Below are 21128 nucleotides of genomic sequence, written 5' to 3'. Positions count from 1 at the left end.
TAGTATTAACTTACATATTATATCACAAACATGGTAGAAACAAATAACGAAATTATGTACAATAGAATTATTAGGGGTGATTTTAATGAATATTAAATGGAATTTCTTAATTTTAGCGATACTGGCTACAGCAAGTATTGGCTCCATTGGCATCTTTATCGCGATAAAGAGCATACTCGGAATAGTAGCTGCAATCGTTGTGCTATGCGGAATAATGGGGTATGGCTTCTCTCAAAAGAAAAAACTGCGTGAAGCAGGAAAGTTATAAATAAAAAAACTCGCTGCTGATAGCGAGTTTTTTTATTTATTACTTTATACTCCGAAAATTTATTTTCCATTAAAGGTTTTTCCTGCATATCGTTCACTACTTTCTTGAATTATCCGACAAGTATCGTTCGAACACTTCCTTATGTAGACCAGGTTTAGAAACAAAAAGAGAATCTCCTGATAGGAAGTTCAATTCCTCCCCTTTAATGTTGGTCACTTCCCCACCAACCTCTTCAATAAGTAACGCCCCTCCAGCAAAGTCCCATGGCATAAGGCGCATCGTTATATAAGCATCCAGGCGTCCAGCAGCTACGAAAGCAAGTTCCAGTGCAGCTGATCCGTATGATCGTGTTCCCCTGACATCACGGACAAGCGGGGAAAGGATGTTTGGATCGATTCGGCGGTTTTCCGTTACCCAACTCGCATTCATCGATAGAATGGATGTACTGACAGAACCTTCTTCTAACGGGGCAAGCCTTTGTTCATTCATAAAAGCTCCCTGCCCTTTAACAGCATGGTATAATTCATCATGCACAACATCATAGACCATGCCGATTTTCCCGATGCCATCCTGGTATACACCGAGAGAAATGGCAAAATTCCGCTGTTGGTGGATAAAGTTCAATGTACCATCGATGGGATCAATAATCCACACCGTCCCCTTTAAATCCTTTATCTGATTCCCCATACCCTCTTCTCCAAAAATACGATGGTCAGGAAATGTTTCATTTATATGTTCAACAAAGAATTTTTCTATTGCCTTATCCATATTCGTTACCAAATCATTGGGATTCGTTTTTTCCTCGATATTCAGCTTGGTTTCAAAGGACGCCCGAAGCTTGACCCCCGCTTCCCTCATCCATACCTTCGCATATGTATCCATTTCTTTAACCGATGCCATCATAATATCCCGTCCTTTGTCATCAAAACTACATTAAATAGATATTCTAAAGAGTAATGCAAATATACCATGACTTCAAGTTTTTAACATCTTCATATTTTAAGCTTTTTAAAAATTTAAAATTCAATCCACTTAAATGAACAGTCCACCACATCAAGACTTCTATCCTTTATTCCTCAATAGAAATATTCAAATCCGCTATTGGGAACACTTCAGGTATATAATGAAAAACGGACACATTATTTTCTAAAAAAATAAGTGTCCGTTCAACTATTATAGATTTCATTATCCATTTAATTCATATGCTCCTTATTGATCTTTACAACTATTCATTTACAAAGCCTTAAGCTTTAGCAACTCCAAACGGATACGCTCTAATCTTTGCTTGCATAGTGACCTCATCTGATCGTTTTCTTCACTGATTGCTTCAAAAAGGGTTGCTAATTCATAGTCCATTTCCATTCTTAACACTGCAGCTCTATGTCTTTCTACTTCTTTAGCTTTTAATGCTTGGTTCATGACTTGTTTCATAATTAACATTCTCCCTTCATCAATAAACTTAATTTTCAGAATTTAATTTTATTTTATCATATGTCTTCCACCAACAAATAGCAACTAATTTGTGTTCTTACCCATCAATTTATTTGAAATCAAGTTACAAAACGCTATTTTCGAAATTACCTTATACTTATGCTACAATATGTGCAGATATTTACGGTAGGAGAGATAAATGATGAAATTATTAAGTTTCACTTCTGATGATTTTAACGTATTTAAAATTGATGGATTAGAACCGCGAATGGAAGCTTTAAAAGAAAAGATACAACCTAAGCTTCATGCATTGGGCGAACATTTTTCACATCAGCTATCTATCATGACTGGTGAAGAAATGTTTCCTCATGTAGCAAGGCATGCCAGACGGAAAGTGAACCCTCCTAACGATACATGGGTTGCTTTTGCCGCTAATAGCCGGGGCTATAAAATGATGCCCCATTTTCAGATAGGTTTATGGGAGACACATTTGTTCATATGGTACGCCGTCATTTATGAGGCCCCCAATAAGGTAGAAATAGGACAGCATCTTGAGAAAAACATTAACCGGTTAAAAGAAAATATCCCTTCTGACTACGTTTGGTCAATGGACCACACAAAGCCTGAAGTCATTCCACATGAAGGGCTTTCTAGTGAAGATTTACACTCCATGTTTTCCCGTTTGCAAACGGTCAAGAAGGCCGAGATCCTTTGCGGAATACAAATCCCCCGCGAAGAGGCCATTCAATTAAAAGAAGATGAATTCATCCAAATCATTCAAGATGCGTTTGAACATCTTTTACCCCTATATCAATTAAAATAAACGCTTATGTCGTAATATGACGTATATCTACAAAATATAGACCAAACGATGGAAGCACGGAGGTGCCTTTATAGGTACCTCCGTGCTTTTATTTTTGAACCAATATTTTACTTGCGCTGATGAGCTCGGTGATGTGTTCCTCTTTTCCCGTTTCAAAGCATTCTATGACCTTGCTTCCGACGATGACCCCATCACAGGATTGAATCGCATTCCTTACATGCTCGGGCGTTGAGATGCCAAACCCGGCAAGAACCGGGACAGGGCTCAGTTCTTTTACCTGTTTAAGATATTCACCGACATCGCCCCCGAAGGTATCACGGGTACCCGTGATACCCTTTACCGTAACTGCGTAGATAAAGCCTTCAGCTCCTGCTGTAATCTCCGTGATTCGATCCCTTGAAGACGTGAGGGTCACAAGTCGAATCAGTGTGATACCCGCTGTTTTAATGGATGAAAACACCGTTTCTTCCTCAATCGGCAAATCAGGAATGATACATCCTGCTATTCCAGCATGAAGGCAATCCTCTATAAACTCCTTTAGACCATATGCCATGATGGAATTGGTGTACCCCATTAGTATAATCGGGATATTCACATCGTTTTTGATTTCCGTTACCTTTTTCAAAATATCCTTCAAAGTCGTGCCCTTCTCCAAAGAACGAATCCCTGCCTGTTGAATAACCGGCCCATCAGCAACTGGATCGGAAAAGGGTATGCCCAATTCAACAGCGGTTGCCCCGTTTTTTTCTAGGAACATCAGCTGGCCTTTTAATCGATCCAAACCTCCATCGCCTGCCATGATATAGGGGATGAACGCCTTTTCTCCCTTGTTCACACAATCTTGCATCACTTTCGTTAACTTATTCATGATCGCTGCCCCCTAAAATGGATTGGACTTGTTCAACATCCTTATCACCACGACCAGAGAGGCAAATGACCAACCCTGTCCCTTTTTCCATTTCTTTTGCCAGTTTTAACCCATAAGAAAGGGCATGAGAGCTTTCTAAAGCTGGAATAATCCCTTCTTCTCTTGAAAGCAATACAAGGGCATCCAAGGCTTCCTGATCAGTAACGGAAGTATATGTGACCCGATTCGTATCCTTTAGGTAACTGTGTTCCGGTCCTACTCCGGGATAATCCAACCCCGCTGAGACCGAATGGGCCTCCTGGATTTGGCCGTCTTCGTTTTGCAAGACATACATGAATGCCCCGTGAAGCACGCCGGGCCTTCCCTTAGTCAAACTTGAAGCATGTAATGGTGTATGGAGACCATGACCTGCAGCTTCCACTCCATATAACTTCACCGTTTCATCCTCTATGAAAGGGTAAAACATGCCCATTGCATTACTGCCACCCCCAATACAAGCGACCACTGCATCAGGAAGCCCATTTACCAAGTCTGAATACTGGCGCTTTGTTTCATTGCCAATGACGCTTTGATAATCGCGAACAATGACGGGAAACGGATGTGGACCGAGGACAGAACCCATAATGTAGTGAGTGTCCTCTACATTTGCAACCCAGTATCGTAATGCTTCATTTACTGCATCCTTCAAAGTGGAGCTCCCTTGTGTAACGGAAACAACCTTTGCCCCTAACAATTCCATTCTGAATACGTTCAATTTCTGCCTTCTGATATCTTCTGCACCCATGAAGATGATGCATTCGAGCTTCAATAAAGCACAGACTGTCGCCGTCGCTACGCCATGCTGTCCTGCACCTGTTTCGGCTATGACCTTTTTCTTGCCCATTTTTTGAGTCAATAAAGCCTGGCCTATCGTATTATTTATTTTGTGGGCACCTGTATGGTTCAAATCCTCACGTTTCAGGTAGATATCGGCACCACCTGCAAGTTTCGTCAGGTTCTCAGCAAAATAAAGAGGTGTTTCCCGACCAACGTATTGAGTCAGGTAATAGGATAGCTGCTTTTGGAAATCCGGATCATTTTTTGATTGTTCATAGACCTCTTCAAGTTCAGTGATTGCAGCCATCAAGGTTTCAGGGACAAAACGGCCACCATATGCCCCGAAGTGTCCAGTTTGGTCAGGTTGTGTATACGTACTCATCTATTCATTCCTCTTCTCCTGTATATTTTTTGCCTTCCTTATAAATGCCTTTATTTTTGTTGCGTCCTTCACCCCATCAATCTCCACACCACTAGCGACATCAACCCCGAATGGGGATACGGCCAAAATCGCTTTATCCACATTATCCGGATTTAAGCCACCTGCAAGAATAACCTTGTCCAGTGGAAGCTTGGCTTTTTGGAGCATATCCCAATCTAATGTCATTCCTTTTCCCGAGGAACCTTTCGGCAAATCGACCAGAAGATACTCAGCGGGATAATCGTTAAGGTTTTCAAGGTCCTCTTCTGAATGTATGGCGAATGCCTTAATGACAGGTAGCGGCATCCTTTCGGCAAAACTAGTAGACTCGTTTCCGTGCAGCTGAATATAATCCAATCCAGCGATGCCAGCCGTCCTAATCACATCCCGTTCGGCCTGATTAGAAAACACCCCTACTTTTTTCACATGTCCAGGAAGGTTTCGTCCAATTTCACGCACCACCTCAGGTTGGACTTTCCGGCTGCTTTCTGCAAAAATGAACCCGATGAAATCAGCACCTGCCCCTACAGCCGATTGGACATCCTCCAATGTTTTCAATCCACAAATTTTGACGAACATATTTTTCTCCTTACCTCTTAAAAGTTCACTTGAAGTTCATTCATCGTATCCGAAAGGTTGGTGGAAGTCATCAAGGTTTCACCCACTAAAATCCCCCTGGCACCCGCTTTTTTCACACGCAGGACATCTGCTTTCGTTTTGATTCCACTTTCACTGATAATCATATGAATGTTCGGATCAAGCAGTTTCGCAAGCCGTTCCGTTACAGCCAGGTCCACTTCGAATGTTTTTAAATTTCTATTGTTGATCCCAATCAATTCTGCTCCGAGGTCCACCGCCTGTTTTAGCTCTGATTCATCATGGACTTCAGTTAATACTTCGAGCCCTTTACTTTTTGCATATTGATACAACTCATGTAGGCGCTCTTTCGAAAGAGCTGCCACAATTAAAAGAATAATGGTCGCACCTGCATGGTAGGCCCGGTCAATCTGGATTTCATCAATGATGAAGTCCTTACAGAGTCTAGGGATTTTGACAAGTTGGCTCACGTTTCGTAAATCATCGATCGTTCCTTTAAAGAAAGACTCGTCCGTCAAAACGGATATGGCAGCAGCTCCCCCTTTTTCATAAGATAGGGCTTGATTGTTGGGGTCAACATCCATGTTTATCTTACCCTTTGATGGAGAAGCACGTTTTATTTCTGCTATAACCGAAATGGAGGCGGCTGTTTTCAAAGATTCCACTAGCGATGGCCTTGTTGAACGGACCGCCTCCGACTGTGGAAAGCCGCTTCCTTCTTTATAATGGGCAACCTCCACTTTTTTCCTTTCGATGATTTTCGTTAAAATATTTTCCATTTACATTACCACCTTATTACGGTTGCCATAGGCAATTAAATTTTCTAATTTCGCAAGAGCTGAACCGCTGTCTAGGCTATCTTTGGCCAGAGAAATGCCCTTTTTAATTGTGGGCGCCGTTCCATGGGCGAATAATCCCAGCCCTGCGTTCAACAAAACGGTATCCCGGTAAGCCCCTTTCTCTCCTTTTAAGACACGTAGCATAATATCAGCATTTTCCTTAGCGTCTCCTCCACGAATTTCCTCATTTCCGTAGATGGGCAAATCCACTTCTTCCGGATTCAGGGTAAAGGGGATGATGTCCCCTTCTTCCAAAAGGACGAGAGAATTTTCTCCCTGTAGACTTGCTTCATCCATAGAACCTGCTCCATGGATGACAACCGCACGTTTTCTGCCTAATTTGTGGAGCACCTCGGCAAATAGCTCAAGCATATCCCGACGGTTAATTCCCAATAGTTGCGTTTCGAGTTGCACTGGATTTGTTAATGGACCTAAATAATTAAAGACAGTTGGGATTTTCAATTCTTTTCTCACTTTCATAATCCGGGCGCTGTTTGGATGGAGTGACGGCGCAAACAAGAAAGTGATGCCGTTTTCCTCCAGCAGTTCTTTCACCATTCCAGGTTCAAGGTATAAATTGACCCCTAGCTCTTCCAAAACATCCGCACTTCCCGTCTTACTCGAAATGCTACGATTTCCATGTTTGGCAACCTTTACTCCGGCACCGGCCAGAACAAATGCAGAAGTGGTACTGATGTTGAAGCTTTGTGAGCCATCTCCACCTGTCCCGCAATTATCCATCACGTTTAAACTAGTCGAATGTACACTTCTTGCTTTTTTTCGCATGACCCTGACCAGACTGGCGATTTCTCCCGCCGTTTCTCCTTTTGCTTTTAATGCTATAAGAAAAGCCGCCATCTCGCTTTCTGTAATATCTGTAGAAAATAACGCTTGGGCTGCTCTACTCATCTCATCTTCCGTCAATGTTTGACGCTCTGCTAACTTCACTAAATACTCCTTCACAACTGACTCCCCCACTCGTTTTAAAATTATAAAATGGATTGTTCCTTCTCTAATTGATATGCATCCGCAATCTTATAAAATTCATGTAACAGTTCTTTGCCAATCTTTGTTCCAATTGATTCAGGGTGAAATTGGAGACCATACAGCGGATAATCCCGGTGTTTCAATGCCATGATCTCTCCATCGTCCAACGCATTCGCCGTAACTAGTAACTCAGGAGGCACGCTTTCCCTCTCAACTACCAAGGAATGGTAACGCATCACTGGGAATTGATGTTCCTGATTAACAAAAACCCCCGTCCCATCATGCTCAATAACCGATGTCTTTCCATGCATGATTACTTGTGCTCCAACCACTTTCGCACCAAAAGTTGCGCCAATCGCCTGATGACCAAGACAGATTCCCAAGATAGGAAGCTTCTTATAAAAGGAACGAATGATTTCCATACTCATTCCCGCATCTTCAGGTCGTCCTGGACCTGGGGAGATGATGATTGCCGTTGGGTTCATGTCCTCAATTTCAGCAATGGTGATTTCATCGTTCCTTTTCACAATCAAATCTTTCTCGACTTCTCCTAAATATTGATACAAGTTGTAAGTAAATGAATCATAGTTATCAAGCAACAAAATCATTTTTTATTTACCTCCATCAACGCCCGAGCTTTATTCTGTGTTTCCTCATATTCGGTTTTCGGATCCGAGTCATATACAATTCCCGCTCCGGCCTGTACGTAGGCATGCCCCTCTTTGATAATCATCGTCCGTATGGCAAGGGCCATATCCAGGTCACCTCCGAAACCAATAAATCCAATTGATCCTGAATAGACGCCTCGCTTACAGTTTTCAAGTCCGTTGATCAATTCCATGGCCCTGATTTTTGGGGCACCAGATACAGTCCCAGCAGGCTGACAGACCGTTAAAGCATCTAAACTCGTAAATTCCTCCCTAAGCTTGCCGCTAATCTTGGAGGCAATATGCATCACATGCTGATATCTCTGAATTTCCATTTCTTCCGTAAGATGAATCGAACCAATTTCACAAACCCGCCCGAGATCGTTTCTTCCCAAGTCTACAAGCATCCTATGTTCAGCCAATTCCTTCTCGTCCATCAGTAAGCTTTTTTCTAACCCCTTATCTTCCTCAACCGTTTTTCCCCTAGGTCGTGTACCCGCGATGGGATTCACATGCACCATACCGGCTGAAACACTGATTAAGCTTTCCGGCGAAGAACCCAGAATGGTGTATTCTCCAAACTCAATATAGAACATGTATGGTGATGGATTGGCTAAGCGAAGTCGTCGATATGCATCGAACGGCTCTCCATCAAAGTCAGCCTGGAACCTTTGTGATAACACGATTTGGAACACTTCACCCGCTACAATCGCTTCCTTGGCTTCAAGCACCATTTTCTCGAACTCCACCTGACTGAAGTTCGAATCGAATTCCAAAAATTCCGACGATAATTCTTGTGACGGTTTACTCGGTTGATTGATTTTCTCCTTCATATCCGCTAAACTTTTTTTTCCATCGTCTTCGGCAGTCAAAAGATGAATCTTTTGCAGGACATGGTCGAATATGTACAATTCCTTAAAGAATAGAAAATGGGCATCTGGCATCTGAAGTGGATCAGGGGGTACATCACCAATCTTTTCAAATAAACGAATAACATCATACCCCAGGTACCCGACTGCACCCCCATTAAATGGGGGAATATTCACCGGGATACCCTCAAGTTCAACCAACAGTTGATCCTTCAGGAACTCGATGATGTTCGCTTCCTTCACTTCCTCTTCCCCGGATACAGAATCCTTGACGTGAACTTGATTGGCTAATGAAGTCACCTCCAAATAAGGATTAGACCCTAGATAGGAATAGCGACCATTATCATGATGTGAATTTGAGCTTTCGAGCAGGAATTTTTTCTTATCATTTAATTTGCGAAATATGGAGATTGGTGTGTGAATATCCCCTTCTATTGTTTCCATTTTAAAATGAAGTTTCTTTTTCTCATTCAAAGAATTCATGAACAATCCCTCCCTTTATGTCAATTAAGTTATACGTTTATTTTTTCTCCCGCCGTCAGAATAGGAGGTGGAGCTTATCTTTTTAATCCTTCGTCATAACATCGTCAGAAATGGAACATATAAAAAAATCCCCTGCAAACACAAATATTGTGCTTGCAGAGGACGGAATACCGCGGTGCCACCTCAAGTTGGAAAAATCACTCTTTTTCCCTCTTACAGCAGGATATAATCCTGCACACCCTTTAACGGAGGCAACCGGGTTTCCCTACTTCATTTCAAGAAACCACTCATAAGTCCATTCATCTTCCTACTTCGTACCGGTTTTCAGCTGATCCGGCTCTCTGTGACGATGCTAAAGAAAGATTACTACTCTTAATCAAAGATTTAATTATCCTTTTAAAAAAAAACGCAAAAAAGCCCCTCATCCAAAGGACGAGGAACCCGTGGTACCACCTTAATTAGCTATAATAGCTCACTTTACGGCACAAAAAACATTACATGCCTGTCTCCATTAACGATGAGATAATCGCCAAAGCCTACTCCGTCATCCGTTTCGGTTTGGGGCTCGGAAGTCCATTCGCTTAAACTTGTTCACCAGTTTTCAGCAACCACTGGCTCTCTACAGAACAATATTAAGGTACTATTCTTCGTCACTGCCTTTATCTTTTCTTGTTTATTATGTTAAAACATAATTTGCAGGAAGTCAATAAAGTTTTCTAACAATTGAAAATTTTATTTCATTTTAATCCAATCACCATCTGCAAGTGCTTTCGCTTTCTTAATAACATGATAGGCAGAATACGTGCTGGCCGATTCGAATTCGTCCGTATACCTCTTTTCATCCGCCTTACCTGGGACAATCACCTTAAAACGGCGATAGGCATTCATGAATGCTTCTTTTTCAATTTTACTTTCATAAGCTTTCTCGACTGCTTCAAAAAATTTAATGACGTCGACGATTTCTTCCGTTGACCAATCAAGATCCATAGGATATTGATAATCCATACTTATTCACTCCTTCTAGTTAAATCCTGTTGAATGGGTAACTTTCTCACTCAGCCCACTTTGAGCGAATGGCCTCCGCCTCACTGATGATACGTTTGAATAGCTGGGCCGTCGTTGGTACATCATGGATCATCCCCATGACCTGTCCTGCCCAAGCGTAGCCTTCGTCCTCGATTCCATCATGAATATACCTTTGGTTTGCTTCTCCGCTTATGTAATCCTTCAATTGCTCGTATCCACCGTTTTCTTTTTCAATTTCAAGAATCTTATCCGTCCAGCTATTAGAAATGACGCGGGCAGGAGCACCAATTGAACGCTTAATGACAACGGTATCATTTTCTGTTCCGGAAACCAAGGCATTTTTATATAATTCATGGGCATGGACGCATTCCTCGACAGCAATGAATCTTGTACCCATCTCGATACCTTCGGCTCCAAGGGCCAATGCAGCCATTAACCCACGTCCATCCCCGAATCCACCTGAAGCGATTACGGGAATGCGCACGGAGTCAACCACTTGCGGTATCAATACGGATGTACCGATATCATCCCTTCCTAAATGACCTCCGCCTTCCTGCCCGACCACCATCACAGCATCCGCTCCCAATTGTTCGGCTTTGACGGCCTGCCTCTTTGCGGCAACTAGCACAAGCTTCTTTACAGGCGTATCTTTAAGAAATTCTAGAAATGGAGCAGGGTTGCCACCAGTTACCGAGACAATGGCAATTCCTTCTTTCATCGCTGCCTCAAGCATATGTTCATAGGGCCTGCCATGCTGACCAATGGCGAAATTGACGCCAAAAGGCTTATCCGTCATAGCTTTTGTCTTTCGGATTTCCTGAACCAATTGATCCGGGTCATTCAACGACATGGCCGTTACCTGTCCCAAACCCCCAGCATTCGAAACCGCTGCAGCCAATTCCGCATAGGCAAGGTGTGCCAATCCCCCTTGCACAATTGGATACTGTATCCCCAATAAATCAGTCACGCGAGTTTTCCATTTCAAGAACATCTTCCCCCTTGTCCATTCTTTAATACTCTACACGAATCATTATGGCAAATACTGTTTATTTATTCAAATCATAAACTCACCTATATCAGGAAGTTCATTCAACAATCGCTAATACATTTCATTTGCCTAGTTTCATAGATTCTTTCGCCTTAGCTTGCTATTTTAGGGTTTAAAAGTATAACTAGGCATTTATTGTTAGACATGCTATAATTCTTTTGTTTTATGTCTACCCATAATTCGCAGCCCGATTTAATAGAGGCTGACACGCAGAATAATATACTGCAGTAAATGGAGTATTTTTATATATTATATTGAAAAGGGGCTACAAGAATTTGTCACAGAATGAAACACCCTTATATACTGCTTTGTTACAGCACTCAAAAAAGAATCCTGTTCAATTCCATATTCCAGGTCATAAAAAGGGGAAAGGGATGGATCCCGATTTTCGTGATTTCATCGGGGAAAATGCCTTATCGATAGATTTGATCAATATTGCCCCACTTGATGACCTCCATCAGCCAAAAGGAATAATCAAAAAAGCTCAAGACCTAGCAGCTGAGGCTTTCGGGGCTGACCATACATTCTTTTCGGTACAAGGAACAAGCGGTGCAATCATGACGATGGTCATGTCGGTCTGCGGACCCGGAGATAAAATCATCGTTCCGAGGAACGTACATAAATCCGTTATGTCAGCCATCGTATTTTCCGGTGCCGTTCCCATTTTCATTAATCCTGAAATCGATAAAGACCTGGGAATCTCCCATGGAATAACTATAGAAGCCGTTGAAAAAACACTAAAGGAACACAGCGATGCCAAAGGACTTTTGGTAATCAACCCGACTTACTTCGGCATTTCGGCAGACTTGCAGAGTATAGTGGAGTTGGCACATACTTACCATATGCCGGTGCTCGTTGACGAAGCACATGGGGTCCATATTCATTTTCATGAAGAACTGCCACTATCCGCCATGCAAGCTGGAGCCGATATGGCAGCTACGAGTGTTCATAAACTTGGAGGTTCGATGACGGGCAGTTCCGTTTTAAATGTAAAGGACGGACTGGTTTCCGCAAATCGGGTCCAGGCAATTTTAAGCATGCTCACAACGACCTCGACATCCTATATCCTTCTTGCATCACTTGATACAGCCAGAAGGCAACTAGCAACGAACGGAAGGGAAATGATCGATGGTTCAATAAGGCTTGCTGAATATGCAAGGAACGCAATCAATGAAATTCCTTATTTATATTGTGTAGGGAAAGAAATATTGGCGAGTAAAGCTGCCTTTAGTTATGATCCGACAAAATTAATCATTTCTATTAAAGAATTGGACATTACCGGATATGACGTGGAGAAGTGGTTGCGTGAGAAACATAATATCGAGGTGGAGCTCTCTGATTTATATAATATCCTTTGTTTGATCACCCCAGGGGATTCCATAACGGAAGTGGATATATTAATCAATGCCCTTAAAGACTTATCGGAAGAATTTAAGGAGTGGGCTGCCGATCATGGAAGAATCGAAGTCCTGCTTCCCGATACTCCGCCACTTGCCCTATCGCCAAGAGAGGCTTTCTATGCGGAAACCGAGGTGGTGCCTATCGAGGAATCCGTAGGAAAGATCAGTGCAGAATTCATTATGGTCTATCCCCCTGGGATCCCGATTTTCATACCGGGCGAACTGATCACCGAGGACAACATTGCCTATATCCAGAAAAATATCGAGGTGGGCCTTCCCGTCCAAGGTCCTGAGGATCCAGAAATTAAATACTTACGGATCATTAAACATTAAAGAAACGGTAAAAACCAGAGCAATCAGACATACGCTCTGGTTTTTACTCGTCGTTTACAATCATAATCGTTCCTTAATTGGGTCTTCCCTCATGGAAAAAGGGCGTCCAGGTTATATTTCCTGGAACACCCTCAAAATCTATTATCAGTCAATGTTGTATGTCCTATTCCTTAGAGGCAGCTGTATCACAGCTGTGGCAGTTGTGATTATGTGTATAAAGTACACTTACTTTTTCATCTTCAAAATGATCAATCGTGCTGTTGCAAGTTTGACAAACGATAGTTCCCATTTTTACAACCCCTTCCTCTATATTGTATGCATGAAACGATTAATGTAACCGCTTTATTTCATTATAATATAGCACATTTAATATTTCAAGCTATAAAGTATGTCATATATAGATTTTTCCAATTCGTTATTTCATAAATTCCAATATTAGAAATTCCCCATTGTTTTCATTGGCTTCAGGAAAACAAGTCCTGATTAGCGTTGCTATTTCCCTCTGATTTGTAGTCCGCATATCATCGTCAGAAAAACAGAAGTACCCATCTGTACCGTTGCCTGGTTCAGCGTATCCCTGAGCGGGTCCAAACATACGATATCAAAAGCCCTCACCTTGTCATGGCTTCCGGCAAGAAATACAGCTTCCAGCAATTCCCCCGGATGCATCCCACCAGTAGTCGCTGCTGGAACACCAGGAGCAAACGCCATGTCGAGAACATCCATATCAATCGTCACGTAAATCATATCCACTTGATCATTTAAATGAGCTAATGCCTCTTTTATCACCTGTTCAAGACCTTGCTTCCTGGCTAATCGTAAAGGGACATACCTGACTCCTTTCTTCTTTGCATAGTCAATTAAATCCCTGGTGTTATAAAACCCATGCAAGCCAATATTATGGATATGCTTTCCCTCGACAATGCCCGCTTCAATCAACTGACGCATGGGTGTACCATTAGTAGGACCGTTTTCGGAAGGATCCCGCAGATCAAGATGCGTATCGAATTGCAGGATACCTATTTTACTATCAGGATAGATTTGCTTCATTCCTTTCACCAGCATGGCTGTTGTAGAATGATCACCGCCAATTCCACCAATCAAGGAATTCCGGTACATATCGTGAACAGCAGCGGATGTCTCCCTAATCGACTGATGACAAAGGCTGATATCCGTTCCATGCATGGGTGCATCACCTAAATCCCATACCTGCATCCCAGAGAAATCCACATCATAATCCATGTTATAGGTAGAAAAGCCTTTCCATGAACGACGAAAATAATCAGGGAACTCCGATGCTCCCGATGGGCTGATGGATGACCTGGATAGTGGGGCCCCAAAGAAGACACAATCCGGTTCATCCATATCTCCTGCCATTCTCTGCTCATCAATTGTCCGAATCCACTGGTGGACCTTCGCTGGGTGGGCTGCCGGGAATGCTTCCTTCCTCCAAGTAAAAGTTGCCGGTTGAAGATGAACGTCACTCAACAAGCGCTCCCCCTTTCACAACGACTCTTCCTTTTTTTATGACGGTATGTGTGTGATTGACTCCATAAAAATACTGAAGTTTGGCGAAGTGATCTACGTCAAAAATCGTGATGTCCGCCTTTTTGCCGACTTCGATGCTCCCGATTTCCTCAGCACGATCAATGGCATGGGCTGCATTGATTGTGACGGCCGTTATCGCTTCAGCAGGACTCATCCCCATCTTCATACAAGCAAGATTCATCATGAAAGGTAGAGATACCGTCGGCGAAGAACCCGGATTACAATCCGTGGAAAGGGCGACCGGTACACCTAGATCAATCATCTTTCTGGCATCGGCGAATTTTTTCATTAAGAAATAGGCTGTTCCCGGTAGTAAAACACCAACCACCCCCGCTTTTGCCATCTTCTTCATCCCCGTAATCGATGCTTCTAGCAAATGATCTGCTGAAATGGCCCCTAATTCAGCCGCAAGCTCCGCTCCTTCATACGGCTCGATTTCATCCGCATGAATTTTAGCCTTCAGTCCGAATTTCTTTCCGGCCTCCAAGATTTTCTTTGCCTGTTCGGGGGTGAATACGCCTTCTTCGCAAAATACATCGTTAAACTCCGCCAATTTAGCTTGTGCAACTGCAGGGATCATTTCATTAATGATTAAATCAACAAAAACTTCAGGGTTTTCTTTAAAATGTAGGGGGACGGCATGGGCACCCATAAAGGTTGAAACAACATCAATTGGATGTTGTTCATGAAGTAACTTTGCCACTTCAAGCTGTTTTCTCTCCGTGTTCCAATCCAAGCCATAGCCACTTTTCGCCTCGACTGTCGTCACCCCTTGTAGAAGAAATCCGTTCATGCGTTCCAAGCTCTCTTCAAGCAACTGGGTGTGACTCGCTTTTTTCACAGCCTCGGTCGTCGCATATATGCCCCCGCCATGATTCATGATATCCATGTAAGTGGCACCTTCCAGGCGTTGATTAAACTCCTTTTCCCTGCTTCCGGCAAATACTAAATGGGTATGTGGATCTACCAAACCAGGCGTAACCAACTTGCCCGTTGCATCTAGGGTCTCGGCTTGAGCTAGACGATGCGTGTACTTTTCCAGTAAATCACTCGTTCTGCCTACCGCTTGAACGATTCCGGCTTCGAGCCAGACGCTTCCATTTTCGATGATTTGCAAGTCTGACATTTCTGCCTTAATCCTGGGGGCTTTCATCTTTCCGTCGAGTGTGATCAATTGGGCCGCGTTTTTTATGAAAATGGGTCTACTCATCTACTTCTCTCCCAACATCGGCATATGAATTCCCTTTTCCTTGGCTGTCATAATCGCCAGTTCGTAACCGGCATCAGCATGGCGCACCACACCCATTCCAGGATCTGATGTAAGTACCCGCTCAAGCCTTGCTTCCGCTTCCTTCGTACCGTCCGCCACTATCACCATGCCAGCATGAATCGAATAGCCCATACCGACACCGCCTCCATGATGAACCGAGACCCAACTTGCCCCGCCAACAGCATTGATTAATGCATTTAAGATTGGCCAGTCGGAAACGGCATCACTGCCATCCATCATCGCTTCTGTTTCACGGTTAGGCGAAGCAACAGAACCTGCATCCAAATGATCCCTTCCTATCACAATCGGCGCTTTCAATTCCCCAGCTTTGACCAGGTCATTAATCATTTTCCCGAGCCTGGCCCTGTCTCCATATCCAAGCCAACAAATTCGGGCTGGAAGGCCTTGAAAGGGAATTTTCTCCTGCGCCAGTTTTATCCAATTGCATAGATTCTGGTTTTCTTTGAATTCTTCGAGCAAGACTGCATCAATTTTATAAATATCCTCGGGATCTCCCGATAAGGCAGCCCACCTGAATGGGCCCTTCCCTTCGCAAAAAAGCGGACGAATATAAGCCGGAACAAAGCCTGGAAAACTAAATGCCTGATCCACGCCTTCATCTTTTGCCATCTGACGAATGTTGTTTCCATAATCAAAGGTGATGGCCCCCTTTTCCTGCATACTCAACATGGATCTAACATGGCTGGCTATCGTTTGTTTAGAGGCAACAACATATGCCTTCGGATTATCTTGTCGAAAACGTCTGGCTTGTGCTACCGTCATTCCTGAAGGGATATAGCCATGTAACGGGTCATGGGCGGATGTTTGGTCCGTCAATACGTCAGGGATGAATCCACGTTCAATCAGAAGTGGCAAAATATCTGCTGCATTTCCAAGCAGACCGATGGATAAAGGTTCACCCGCCTGCCTTGCTTTTTTCACAATGGCAATCGCCTCATCCATATCGGATGTTTTACGATCGAGGTAACCATTTTTTATTCTCCGGTCGATTTTGGTTTCATCCACTTCAATGGCGAGACAGACCCCCTGATTCATGGTAACCGCTAACGGCTGCGCTCCTCCCATTCCACCAAGGCCGGAAGTCAAGGTGATGGTATGTTTTAATGACCCTTGGAAATGTTGCCTGGCAAGCTCCGAGAATGTTTCATACGTCCCCTGAATGATTCCTTGGCTACCAATATAAATCCAGCTGCCAGCAGTCATTTGTCCATACATCATCAATCCTTTTTTATCGAGTTCATGAAAGTGATCCCAATTGGCCCAGGCCGGCACGAGGTTGGAATTAGCTAACAAAACTCGAGGCGCATCCGGGTGTGTTCTGAAAACGGCCACAGGTTTCCCTGATTGAACCAATAAGGTTTCATCCGTCTCCAATTCATGTAGCGTTTTCATGATTTTGTCATAGCTTTCCCAATTTCGAGCTGCTTTGCCTATCCCTCCGTATACAACCAGTTCTTCTGGATTTTCAGCTACTTGAGGGTCAAGATTGTTCATCAGCATCCTTATCGCCGCTTCTTGAATCCATCCCTTCGCATGAAGAGTAGAGCCTTTGTAGTTCACAATTTCCCTTTGTTCCTTAGCTCCCATGTTTTTCACCCCTTATCTAAAAGTCATGCATCCATTCCGTAAAGTCATACGTTTTCAACCACGTGGTACAGGCTTCAATATCAGTGGAAAACATTCGGTCAGACTTAATGGTCGGTACAATTTCCCTGGCCTTTTCATAAAATTGAAAAGTCTTCGGACTCATATATTCTGTACCCCTATATTCAACGCCTTGCATCGCCGTAATGCATTCAATCGCCAAGACCCTCCATGTATTCTGGATTATTGCATAAGCATGTCTAGCAGCGATGGTCCCCATGCTCACATGGTCCTCTTGATTAGCTGATGAGGGAATGGAATCGACACTCGCAGGATGAGCTAGCGTCTTGTTTTCAGAGACGAGTGATGCTGCACAATATTGCATGATCATCGCACCTGACTCCAGTCCAGGTCTGGCACTTAAAAAGGGAGGGAGATCATTCAATTGGGGATTAACGAGCCGCTCAATCCTTCTTTCCGATATGCTTGCAACTTCCGCAACCCCTAACTTTAAGAAATCCATGGCAAAGGCAATCGGCTGTCCATGAAAGTTCCCCCCGGATATTACATGGTCACCTTCATCAAAAATCAGCGGATTATCGGTGGCTGCATTCATTTCAATTTGCAATTTTTCTTTTACATATCCGAATACCTGCCAGGAGGCCCCTAGGACCTGGGGGATGCACCGGAGCGAGTATGCATCTTGCACCCGAATTTCCCCTTGCCTGGAAGTAAGCCTGCTTCCTTCGAGCCACTTCCTCATTCTCTTGGCAACAGCAATCTGTTCCGGGTATCCTCTTGCTAGGTGAATCCTTTCATCAAACGTGTCTATAATCCCATTTAATGCTTCGACAGTCATCGCGGCAATCGCTTCAGACAACCATCCGATTTTTTCCGCTTCCAGAAAGGCCACCACCCCCATCGCCGTCATGGCCTGCGTACCATTGATTAGTGCGAGCCCTTCTTTGGCTTCCAACTCGATTGGTGAAATGCTTTCCAGTTTCATGGCCACTGAAGCATTCACAATCTCTCCTTTATAAAAGACCTCTCCCTCCCCCACTAATGCAAGCGCTAAATGTGAAAGTGGAGCTAAATCCCCACTTGCACCAAGAGATCCCTGCTGTGGGATAACCGGATGTATCTCTGCATGTAAAAGTGCCAATAAAGTAGAGATGACTTCAAGTCTCACGCCTGAAAAGCCTTTAGCCAGAGCATTTGCCCGAAGTAGTAGCATAGCTCTGGAAACACTTTCGGGAAATGGGCTTCCTACTCCACAGGCATGAGATTGGATAAGGTTATATTGTAGTTGTTTTACATCTTCGGTATCGATAAATACATCACTGAATTTCCCAAACCCAGTCGTAATCCCGTATAGTATGCGTTTATCCAAGACAATTTTTTCTACTGCTTTCCTGCTATTCAAAACATTTTCCAGAGCATTTTGGGAGAGGGTGACCTTTTCCTTCTCAAATATGACCTTTTTTGATAGATTTACCGTTAAATCCTCACCAGTAAGAATCATGCCCTACACCCCTTTAACATAGTAAAGGAGCTGCATCACTTTAAATAAAGCGATACAGCCCCTTTTTTTGTAGCAACTACAATTGAATCGATACCATGTATAGTCATATTCATCTCACTCCTGGAAGAGTATTAATTGTTTAAATTTTACAAATAAAAAAAGCTGTTTGTCAACCTATTATTACATTTTTTACCATAAACATGTATCTGGTTTGAGAATGTGAGGAAGGAATTATCCCAATTACAGTTACATATAGATAGGTATATAAAATATCCATTTAATGTTAATCTATTATAAAGAAAACAGGGAAAAGGAGGCTGAATAATGATTGAAAATGCCTATATCAAACTAGTCCCGGAGTCTGTGAAAACCAATGTCACGATTGAGGACGTGAAGGAATTACTCACCTATTACCAAATGGTCACCTCAAAAACAGGAAAGCAACTGGATTGGGACTATGATAAAAAAGCCTTTCCTTATGATATGAAAGAGCCGGATGAAATGAAGGGGAACATGATTTATTTACAGTCCAATGTCGACCGTTATCATATGATATTAATTGGGGTCGACCAAGAAATCATTCAAGATGAGGACGGCATGGAACGGATTCAATCATATATCCAATTCACTCTTCCTGAAACAGCTACATTCGGGGATAAAGGCAAAGCTAATGAATTATGTAAATTCCTCGCAAAAAAATTGCAAGGCCAACTCCACCTCTTTAATAAACGAATCATGTATTATTATCCCAGAAAGTAATGAACACCACTTAAGGCATTCGTATAAGGATATAGACATCTATATTAAGGATAAGTCTAAAATAGTCACAATTTCCAATCATTTTTTCTTTGGTAAGGTACGCGAAAGAATCATTATTTAATGGATGGTTATACTTCTGAAATAATAATTTATGAGCATTATTTCGAATCTCAACTTATCAAAACGGGTAGATTATTCGAAAAAGGAACCAAAAGCATTCTCCTTGAATGCTTTTTTCTTTTGGTTACAATAATAATGAGTCATGATTATTGACCTATCAAGTGAATTAACTTAATGTTGATGGATGTATTATTTGTATTATTAGGAGGAAATGGTTTGAAGAAACTAATCACACTCATAATATCTTTTTGGGTTCCTGGTGCTGGGCATCTATTCTTAAGCTTACATCCTAGTTGGGAATGGGCATCAAGAGACAGAAAGCTATTTAAAAGAGGTATATTTTTTGCTTTGGCATATTTAGTGTCTTGCTTACTTGCGTTCGTTTCCATAGGGTTCATTCTTGCCCCTATTGTGATAATATGTGCAATGATTGACAGCTATAGACAAGCGAATAAGATTCTATAAAAGCAAAGTCCGGTGAACTGGTTGTTCATCATAAAAGGCATTCGGAATATTTCCCGAGTGCCTTTTTAATCGCAAAGTAATAATCAATGAGACAGATTTCGAATGATTAATAGATACTTTATGCAGGGGTTTCTATTAATCTGGGATCAAGGAATGTGTAGCCTTTCTTTTGAAAACCATTTACGATATCTTCAATCGCGTCATGCGTCCATTTCCGATCATGCATCAATAAGTTCGCTCCATTCGATAAATATGGACTATTTAACATGATATTCGTTAAAGCCTTATCATTTTGATACTCTTTTTCCCAATCATAGCCATAGGTCCAGTTCATAACCAACATTTTTTCTTGTTTCGCAATTCCTTTGGAATATTCGGTATTCGTCCCGAACGGAGCCCGGATGAATTTGGGCCGCTCCCCAACGATTTCTTCTACCAAATCATTTAATTTAACGATTTCTTTTTTTTGAACCACATCAGTCTGTTCCTTCAAGTTAACGTGAGAATATGTATGGTTCCCAATTAGGAAGCCCATATCATGGATTTCCTTCAATATTTTTTTCTTTTCATCATCTTCAATAAAATGGCCATTCACAAAAAATATAGCTGGCACTTGAAGCTCATGGAGCGTTTTAGCAATGTCTAGTGAATATTTATCAGGTGCATCATCAAATGTCAAAAGGACAACTTTCGGATCAGCATCTTTAATTGGTTCAAATGACCAATTTGCCTCATTCAAACGATATTGGACTTGAACCTTCTCCCCTTCTGCCTTCCCTTTTTCAATTGGTTTCTCCTGTTTCTCACTCAGCTCTACTTCTTTTTGTTCATCTTTGATATGGCTCGATGTTTCGACGGTTTTTTGATTTTGTACACGGGTAACATCCATTCCATTACACCCCATCAATACAAGTGATATCATCGCAAACATGCACAAGGGTCTGTTAAGCATAATTCCTCCATTGGTATAAGTCGCATCACGG

The 21128-nt window shown here is 42.5% G+C and carries 22 protein-coding genes and 2 other annotated features; of the genes, 4 read left to right on the top strand and 18 right to left on the bottom strand.

Features of this window, described 5'->3' with window-relative positions:
• Positions 1–85 precede the first annotated feature (85 nt).
• A complete protein-coding gene (locus ACQKIC_RS09310; protein WP_402868097.1) occupies positions 86–268 on the top strand; it encodes a YlaF family protein in 183 nt (60 codons plus the stop codon).
• Positions 269–364: 96 nt separating this feature from the next.
• Here ACQKIC_RS09310 and ACQKIC_RS09305 read toward each other — a convergent pair whose 3' ends face one another.
• Both ACQKIC_RS09305 and ACQKIC_RS09300 read right to left on the bottom strand, forming a co-directional pair.
• Positions 365–1168 (bottom strand): inositol monophosphatase family protein, encoded by an 804-nt coding sequence (locus ACQKIC_RS09305; protein WP_402956497.1) that lies wholly within the window; start codon positions 1166–1168, stop codon positions 365–367.
• Between the two features lie 333 nt (positions 1169–1501).
• Complete coding sequence (locus ACQKIC_RS09300) at positions 1502–1699, bottom strand: hypothetical protein (protein WP_402868093.1); 198 nt, start codon at positions 1697–1699, stop codon at positions 1502–1504.
• A gap of 202 nt (positions 1700–1901) precedes the next feature.
• Here ACQKIC_RS09300 and ACQKIC_RS09295 point away from each other — a divergent pair, with 202 nt between their 5' ends.
• Positions 1902–2522, top strand: a complete 621-nt coding sequence (locus ACQKIC_RS09295; protein ID WP_402956495.1) for a YktB family protein — start codon at positions 1902–1904, stop codon at positions 2520–2522.
• 88 nt (positions 2523–2610) lie between these two features.
• Here ACQKIC_RS09295 and trpA read toward each other — a convergent pair whose 3' ends face one another.
• The 9 genes from trpA to ACQKIC_RS09250 form a co-directional block, all read right to left on the bottom strand.
• On the bottom strand, positions 2611–3390 hold the full coding sequence (gene trpA / locus ACQKIC_RS09290) for a tryptophan synthase subunit alpha (protein ID WP_403080053.1): 780 nt from the start codon (positions 3388–3390) through the stop codon (positions 2611–2613).
• Complete coding sequence (gene trpB, locus ACQKIC_RS09285) at positions 3383–4588, bottom strand: tryptophan synthase subunit beta (protein ID WP_403080055.1); 1206 nt, start codon at positions 4586–4588, stop codon at positions 3383–3385. Before trpB ends, trpA begins: the two co-directional genes overlap by 8 nt.
• Complete coding sequence (locus ACQKIC_RS09280) at positions 4589–5206, bottom strand: phosphoribosylanthranilate isomerase (RefSeq protein WP_402868087.1); 618 nt, start codon at positions 5204–5206, stop codon at positions 4589–4591.
• 17 nt (positions 5207–5223) lie between these two features.
• Positions 5224–6003, bottom strand: a complete 780-nt coding sequence (gene trpC, locus ACQKIC_RS09275) for an indole-3-glycerol phosphate synthase TrpC (protein WP_402956161.1) — start codon at positions 6001–6003, stop codon at positions 5224–5226.
• Positions 6004–7026: an anthranilate phosphoribosyltransferase gene (gene trpD, locus ACQKIC_RS09270; protein WP_402868083.1), complete on the bottom strand. Its 1023-nt coding sequence runs from the start codon at positions 7024–7026 to the stop codon at positions 6004–6006. It abuts the gene before it with no gap.
• A 26-nt stretch (positions 7027–7052) separates the two neighbouring features.
• Complete coding sequence (locus tag ACQKIC_RS09265) at positions 7053–7658, bottom strand: anthranilate synthase component II (protein WP_402868082.1); 606 nt, start codon at positions 7656–7658, stop codon at positions 7053–7055.
• Entirely contained in the window at positions 7655–9049 is a 1395-nt protein-coding gene (trpE, locus tag ACQKIC_RS09260) for an anthranilate synthase component I (protein WP_427591064.1), read from the bottom strand. The genes ACQKIC_RS09265 and trpE overlap by 4 nt, the downstream gene beginning before the upstream one ends.
• 155 nt (positions 9050–9204) lie before the next feature.
• Positions 9205–9438: a binding site (T-box leader), on the bottom strand.
• Between the two features lie 36 nt (positions 9439–9474).
• Positions 9475–9712, bottom strand: a binding site (T-box leader).
• Between the two features lie 69 nt (positions 9713–9781).
• Positions 9782–10054 carry a UPF0223 family protein gene (locus tag ACQKIC_RS09255; RefSeq protein ID WP_402868078.1) on the bottom strand — a complete coding sequence of 91 codons (273 nt, stop codon included), beginning with the start codon at positions 10052–10054 and terminating at the stop codon, positions 9782–9784.
• Between the two features lie 46 nt (positions 10055–10100).
• A complete protein-coding gene (locus tag ACQKIC_RS09250) occupies positions 10101–11060 on the bottom strand; it encodes an NAD(P)H-dependent flavin oxidoreductase (RefSeq protein WP_402956155.1) in 960 nt (319 codons plus the stop codon).
• A 338-nt stretch (positions 11061–11398) separates the two neighbouring features.
• Between ACQKIC_RS09250 and ACQKIC_RS09245 the strand changes: the two genes are divergently transcribed.
• Positions 11399–12856 carry an aminotransferase class I/II-fold pyridoxal phosphate-dependent enzyme gene (locus ACQKIC_RS09245; RefSeq protein WP_427591063.1) on the top strand — a complete coding sequence of 486 codons (1458 nt, stop codon included), beginning with the start codon at positions 11399–11401 and terminating at the stop codon, positions 12854–12856.
• Positions 12857–13019: 163 nt separating this feature from the next.
• Here the strand turns inward: ACQKIC_RS09245 and ACQKIC_RS09240 are convergent, their stop codons facing one another.
• From ACQKIC_RS09240 to hutH, 5 genes are all read right to left on the bottom strand, one after another.
• Positions 13020–13145: a GapA-binding peptide SR1P gene (locus tag ACQKIC_RS09240; protein ID WP_402868072.1), complete on the bottom strand. Its 126-nt coding sequence runs from the start codon at positions 13143–13145 to the stop codon at positions 13020–13022.
• Between the two features lie 203 nt (positions 13146–13348).
• Positions 13349–14344: an agmatinase family protein gene (locus tag ACQKIC_RS09235; RefSeq protein ID WP_427591062.1), complete on the bottom strand. Its 996-nt coding sequence runs from the start codon at positions 14342–14344 to the stop codon at positions 13349–13351.
• Positions 14337–15614: an imidazolonepropionase gene (gene hutI, locus ACQKIC_RS09230; RefSeq protein ID WP_402868067.1), complete on the bottom strand. Its 1278-nt coding sequence runs from the start codon at positions 15612–15614 to the stop codon at positions 14337–14339. Before hutI ends, ACQKIC_RS09235 begins: the two co-directional genes overlap by 8 nt.
• Complete coding sequence (gene hutU / locus ACQKIC_RS09225; RefSeq protein ID WP_402868065.1) at positions 15615–17282, bottom strand: urocanate hydratase; 1668 nt, start codon at positions 17280–17282, stop codon at positions 15615–15617.
• 16 nt (positions 17283–17298) lie between these two features.
• Positions 17299–18801: a histidine ammonia-lyase gene (hutH, locus tag ACQKIC_RS09220; protein ID WP_427591061.1), complete on the bottom strand. Its 1503-nt coding sequence runs from the start codon at positions 18799–18801 to the stop codon at positions 17299–17301.
• Positions 18802–19125: 324 nt separating this feature from the next.
• Between hutH and ACQKIC_RS09215 the strand changes: the two genes are divergently transcribed.
• Positions 19126–19560 (top strand): DUF1885 family protein, encoded by a 435-nt coding sequence (locus tag ACQKIC_RS09215; RefSeq protein ID WP_402956145.1) that lies wholly within the window; start codon positions 19126–19128, stop codon positions 19558–19560.
• A gap of 266 nt (positions 19561–19826) precedes the next feature.
• Here ACQKIC_RS09215 and ACQKIC_RS09210 read toward each other — a convergent pair whose 3' ends face one another.
• Both ACQKIC_RS09210 and ACQKIC_RS09205 read right to left on the bottom strand, forming a co-directional pair.
• On the bottom strand, positions 19827–20069 hold the full coding sequence (locus tag ACQKIC_RS09210) for a hypothetical protein (RefSeq protein WP_402868059.1): 243 nt from the start codon (positions 20067–20069) through the stop codon (positions 19827–19829).
• A 194-nt stretch (positions 20070–20263) separates the two neighbouring features.
• Positions 20264–21097 (bottom strand): polysaccharide deacetylase family protein, encoded by an 834-nt coding sequence (locus ACQKIC_RS09205; RefSeq protein ID WP_407407916.1) that lies wholly within the window; start codon positions 21095–21097, stop codon positions 20264–20266.
• Between the last annotated feature and the right edge of the window lie 31 nt (positions 21098–21128).

Source organism: Peribacillus sp. NPDC046944 (assembly GCF_050272735.1).
Classification (GTDB): Bacteria; Bacillota; Bacilli; order Bacillales; family DSM-1321; genus Peribacillus.
Note: the sequence above shows the minus strand (reverse complement) of the source record. Positions and strands in the feature narration are given on the sequence as shown.

Bases quoted from the DNA above. Each gene is read 5' to 3' on its own strand.
- ACQKIC_RS09310 (WP_402868097.1), top strand. From the start codon at position 86: ATGAATATTAAATGGAATTTCTTAATTTTAGCGATACTGGCTACAGCA.
- ACQKIC_RS09305 (WP_402956497.1), bottom strand. From the start codon at position 1,168: ATGGCATCGGTTAAAGAAATGGATACATATGCGAAGGTATGGATGAGG.
- ACQKIC_RS09300 (WP_402868093.1), bottom strand. From the start codon at position 1,699: ATGAAACAAGTCATGAACCAAGCATTAAAAGCTAAAGAAGTAGAAAGA.
- ACQKIC_RS09295 (WP_402956495.1), top strand. From the start codon at position 1,902: ATGAAATTATTAAGTTTCACTTCTGATGATTTTAACGTATTTAAAATT.
- trpA (WP_403080053.1), bottom strand. From the start codon at position 3,390: ATGAATAAGTTAACGAAAGTGATGCAAGATTGTGTGAACAAGGGAGAA.
- trpB (WP_403080055.1), bottom strand. From the start codon at position 4,588: ATGAGTACGTATACACAACCTGACCAAACTGGACACTTCGGGGCATAT.
- ACQKIC_RS09280 (WP_402868087.1), bottom strand. From the start codon at position 5,206: ATGTTCGTCAAAATTTGTGGATTGAAAACATTGGAGGATGTCCAATCG.
- trpC (WP_402956161.1), bottom strand. From the start codon at position 6,003: ATGGAAAATATTTTAACGAAAATCATCGAAAGGAAAAAAGTGGAGGTT.
- ACQKIC_RS09265 (WP_402868082.1), bottom strand. From the start codon at position 7,658: ATGATTTTGTTGCTTGATAACTATGATTCATTTACTTACAACTTGTAT.
- trpE (WP_427591064.1), bottom strand. From the start codon at position 9,049: ATGAATTCTTTGAATGAGAAAAAGAAACTTCATTTTAAAATGGAAACA.
- ACQKIC_RS09255 (WP_402868078.1), bottom strand. From the start codon at position 10,054: ATGGATTATCAATATCCTATGGATCTTGATTGGTCAACGGAAGAAATC.
- ACQKIC_RS09240 (WP_402868072.1), bottom strand. From the start codon at position 13,145: ATGGGAACTATCGTTTGTCAAACTTGCAACAGCACGATTGATCATTTT.
- hutI (WP_402868067.1), bottom strand. From the start codon at position 15,614: ATGAGTAGACCCATTTTCATAAAAAACGCGGCCCAATTGATCACACTC.
- hutU (WP_402868065.1), bottom strand. From the start codon at position 17,282: ATGGGAGCTAAGGAACAAAGGGAAATTGTGAACTACAAAGGCTCTACT.
- hutH (WP_427591061.1), bottom strand. From the start codon at position 18,801: ATGATTCTTACTGGTGAGGATTTAACGGTAAATCTATCAAAAAAGGTC.
- ACQKIC_RS09215 (WP_402956145.1), top strand. From the start codon at position 19,126: ATGATTGAAAATGCCTATATCAAACTAGTCCCGGAGTCTGTGAAAACC.
- ACQKIC_RS09210 (WP_402868059.1), bottom strand. From the start codon at position 20,069: ATGGAAACGAACGCAAGTAAGCAAGACACTAAATATGCCAAAGCAAAA.
- ACQKIC_RS09205 (WP_407407916.1), bottom strand. From the start codon at position 21,097: ATGCTTAACAGACCCTTGTGCATGTTTGCGATGATATCACTTGTATTG.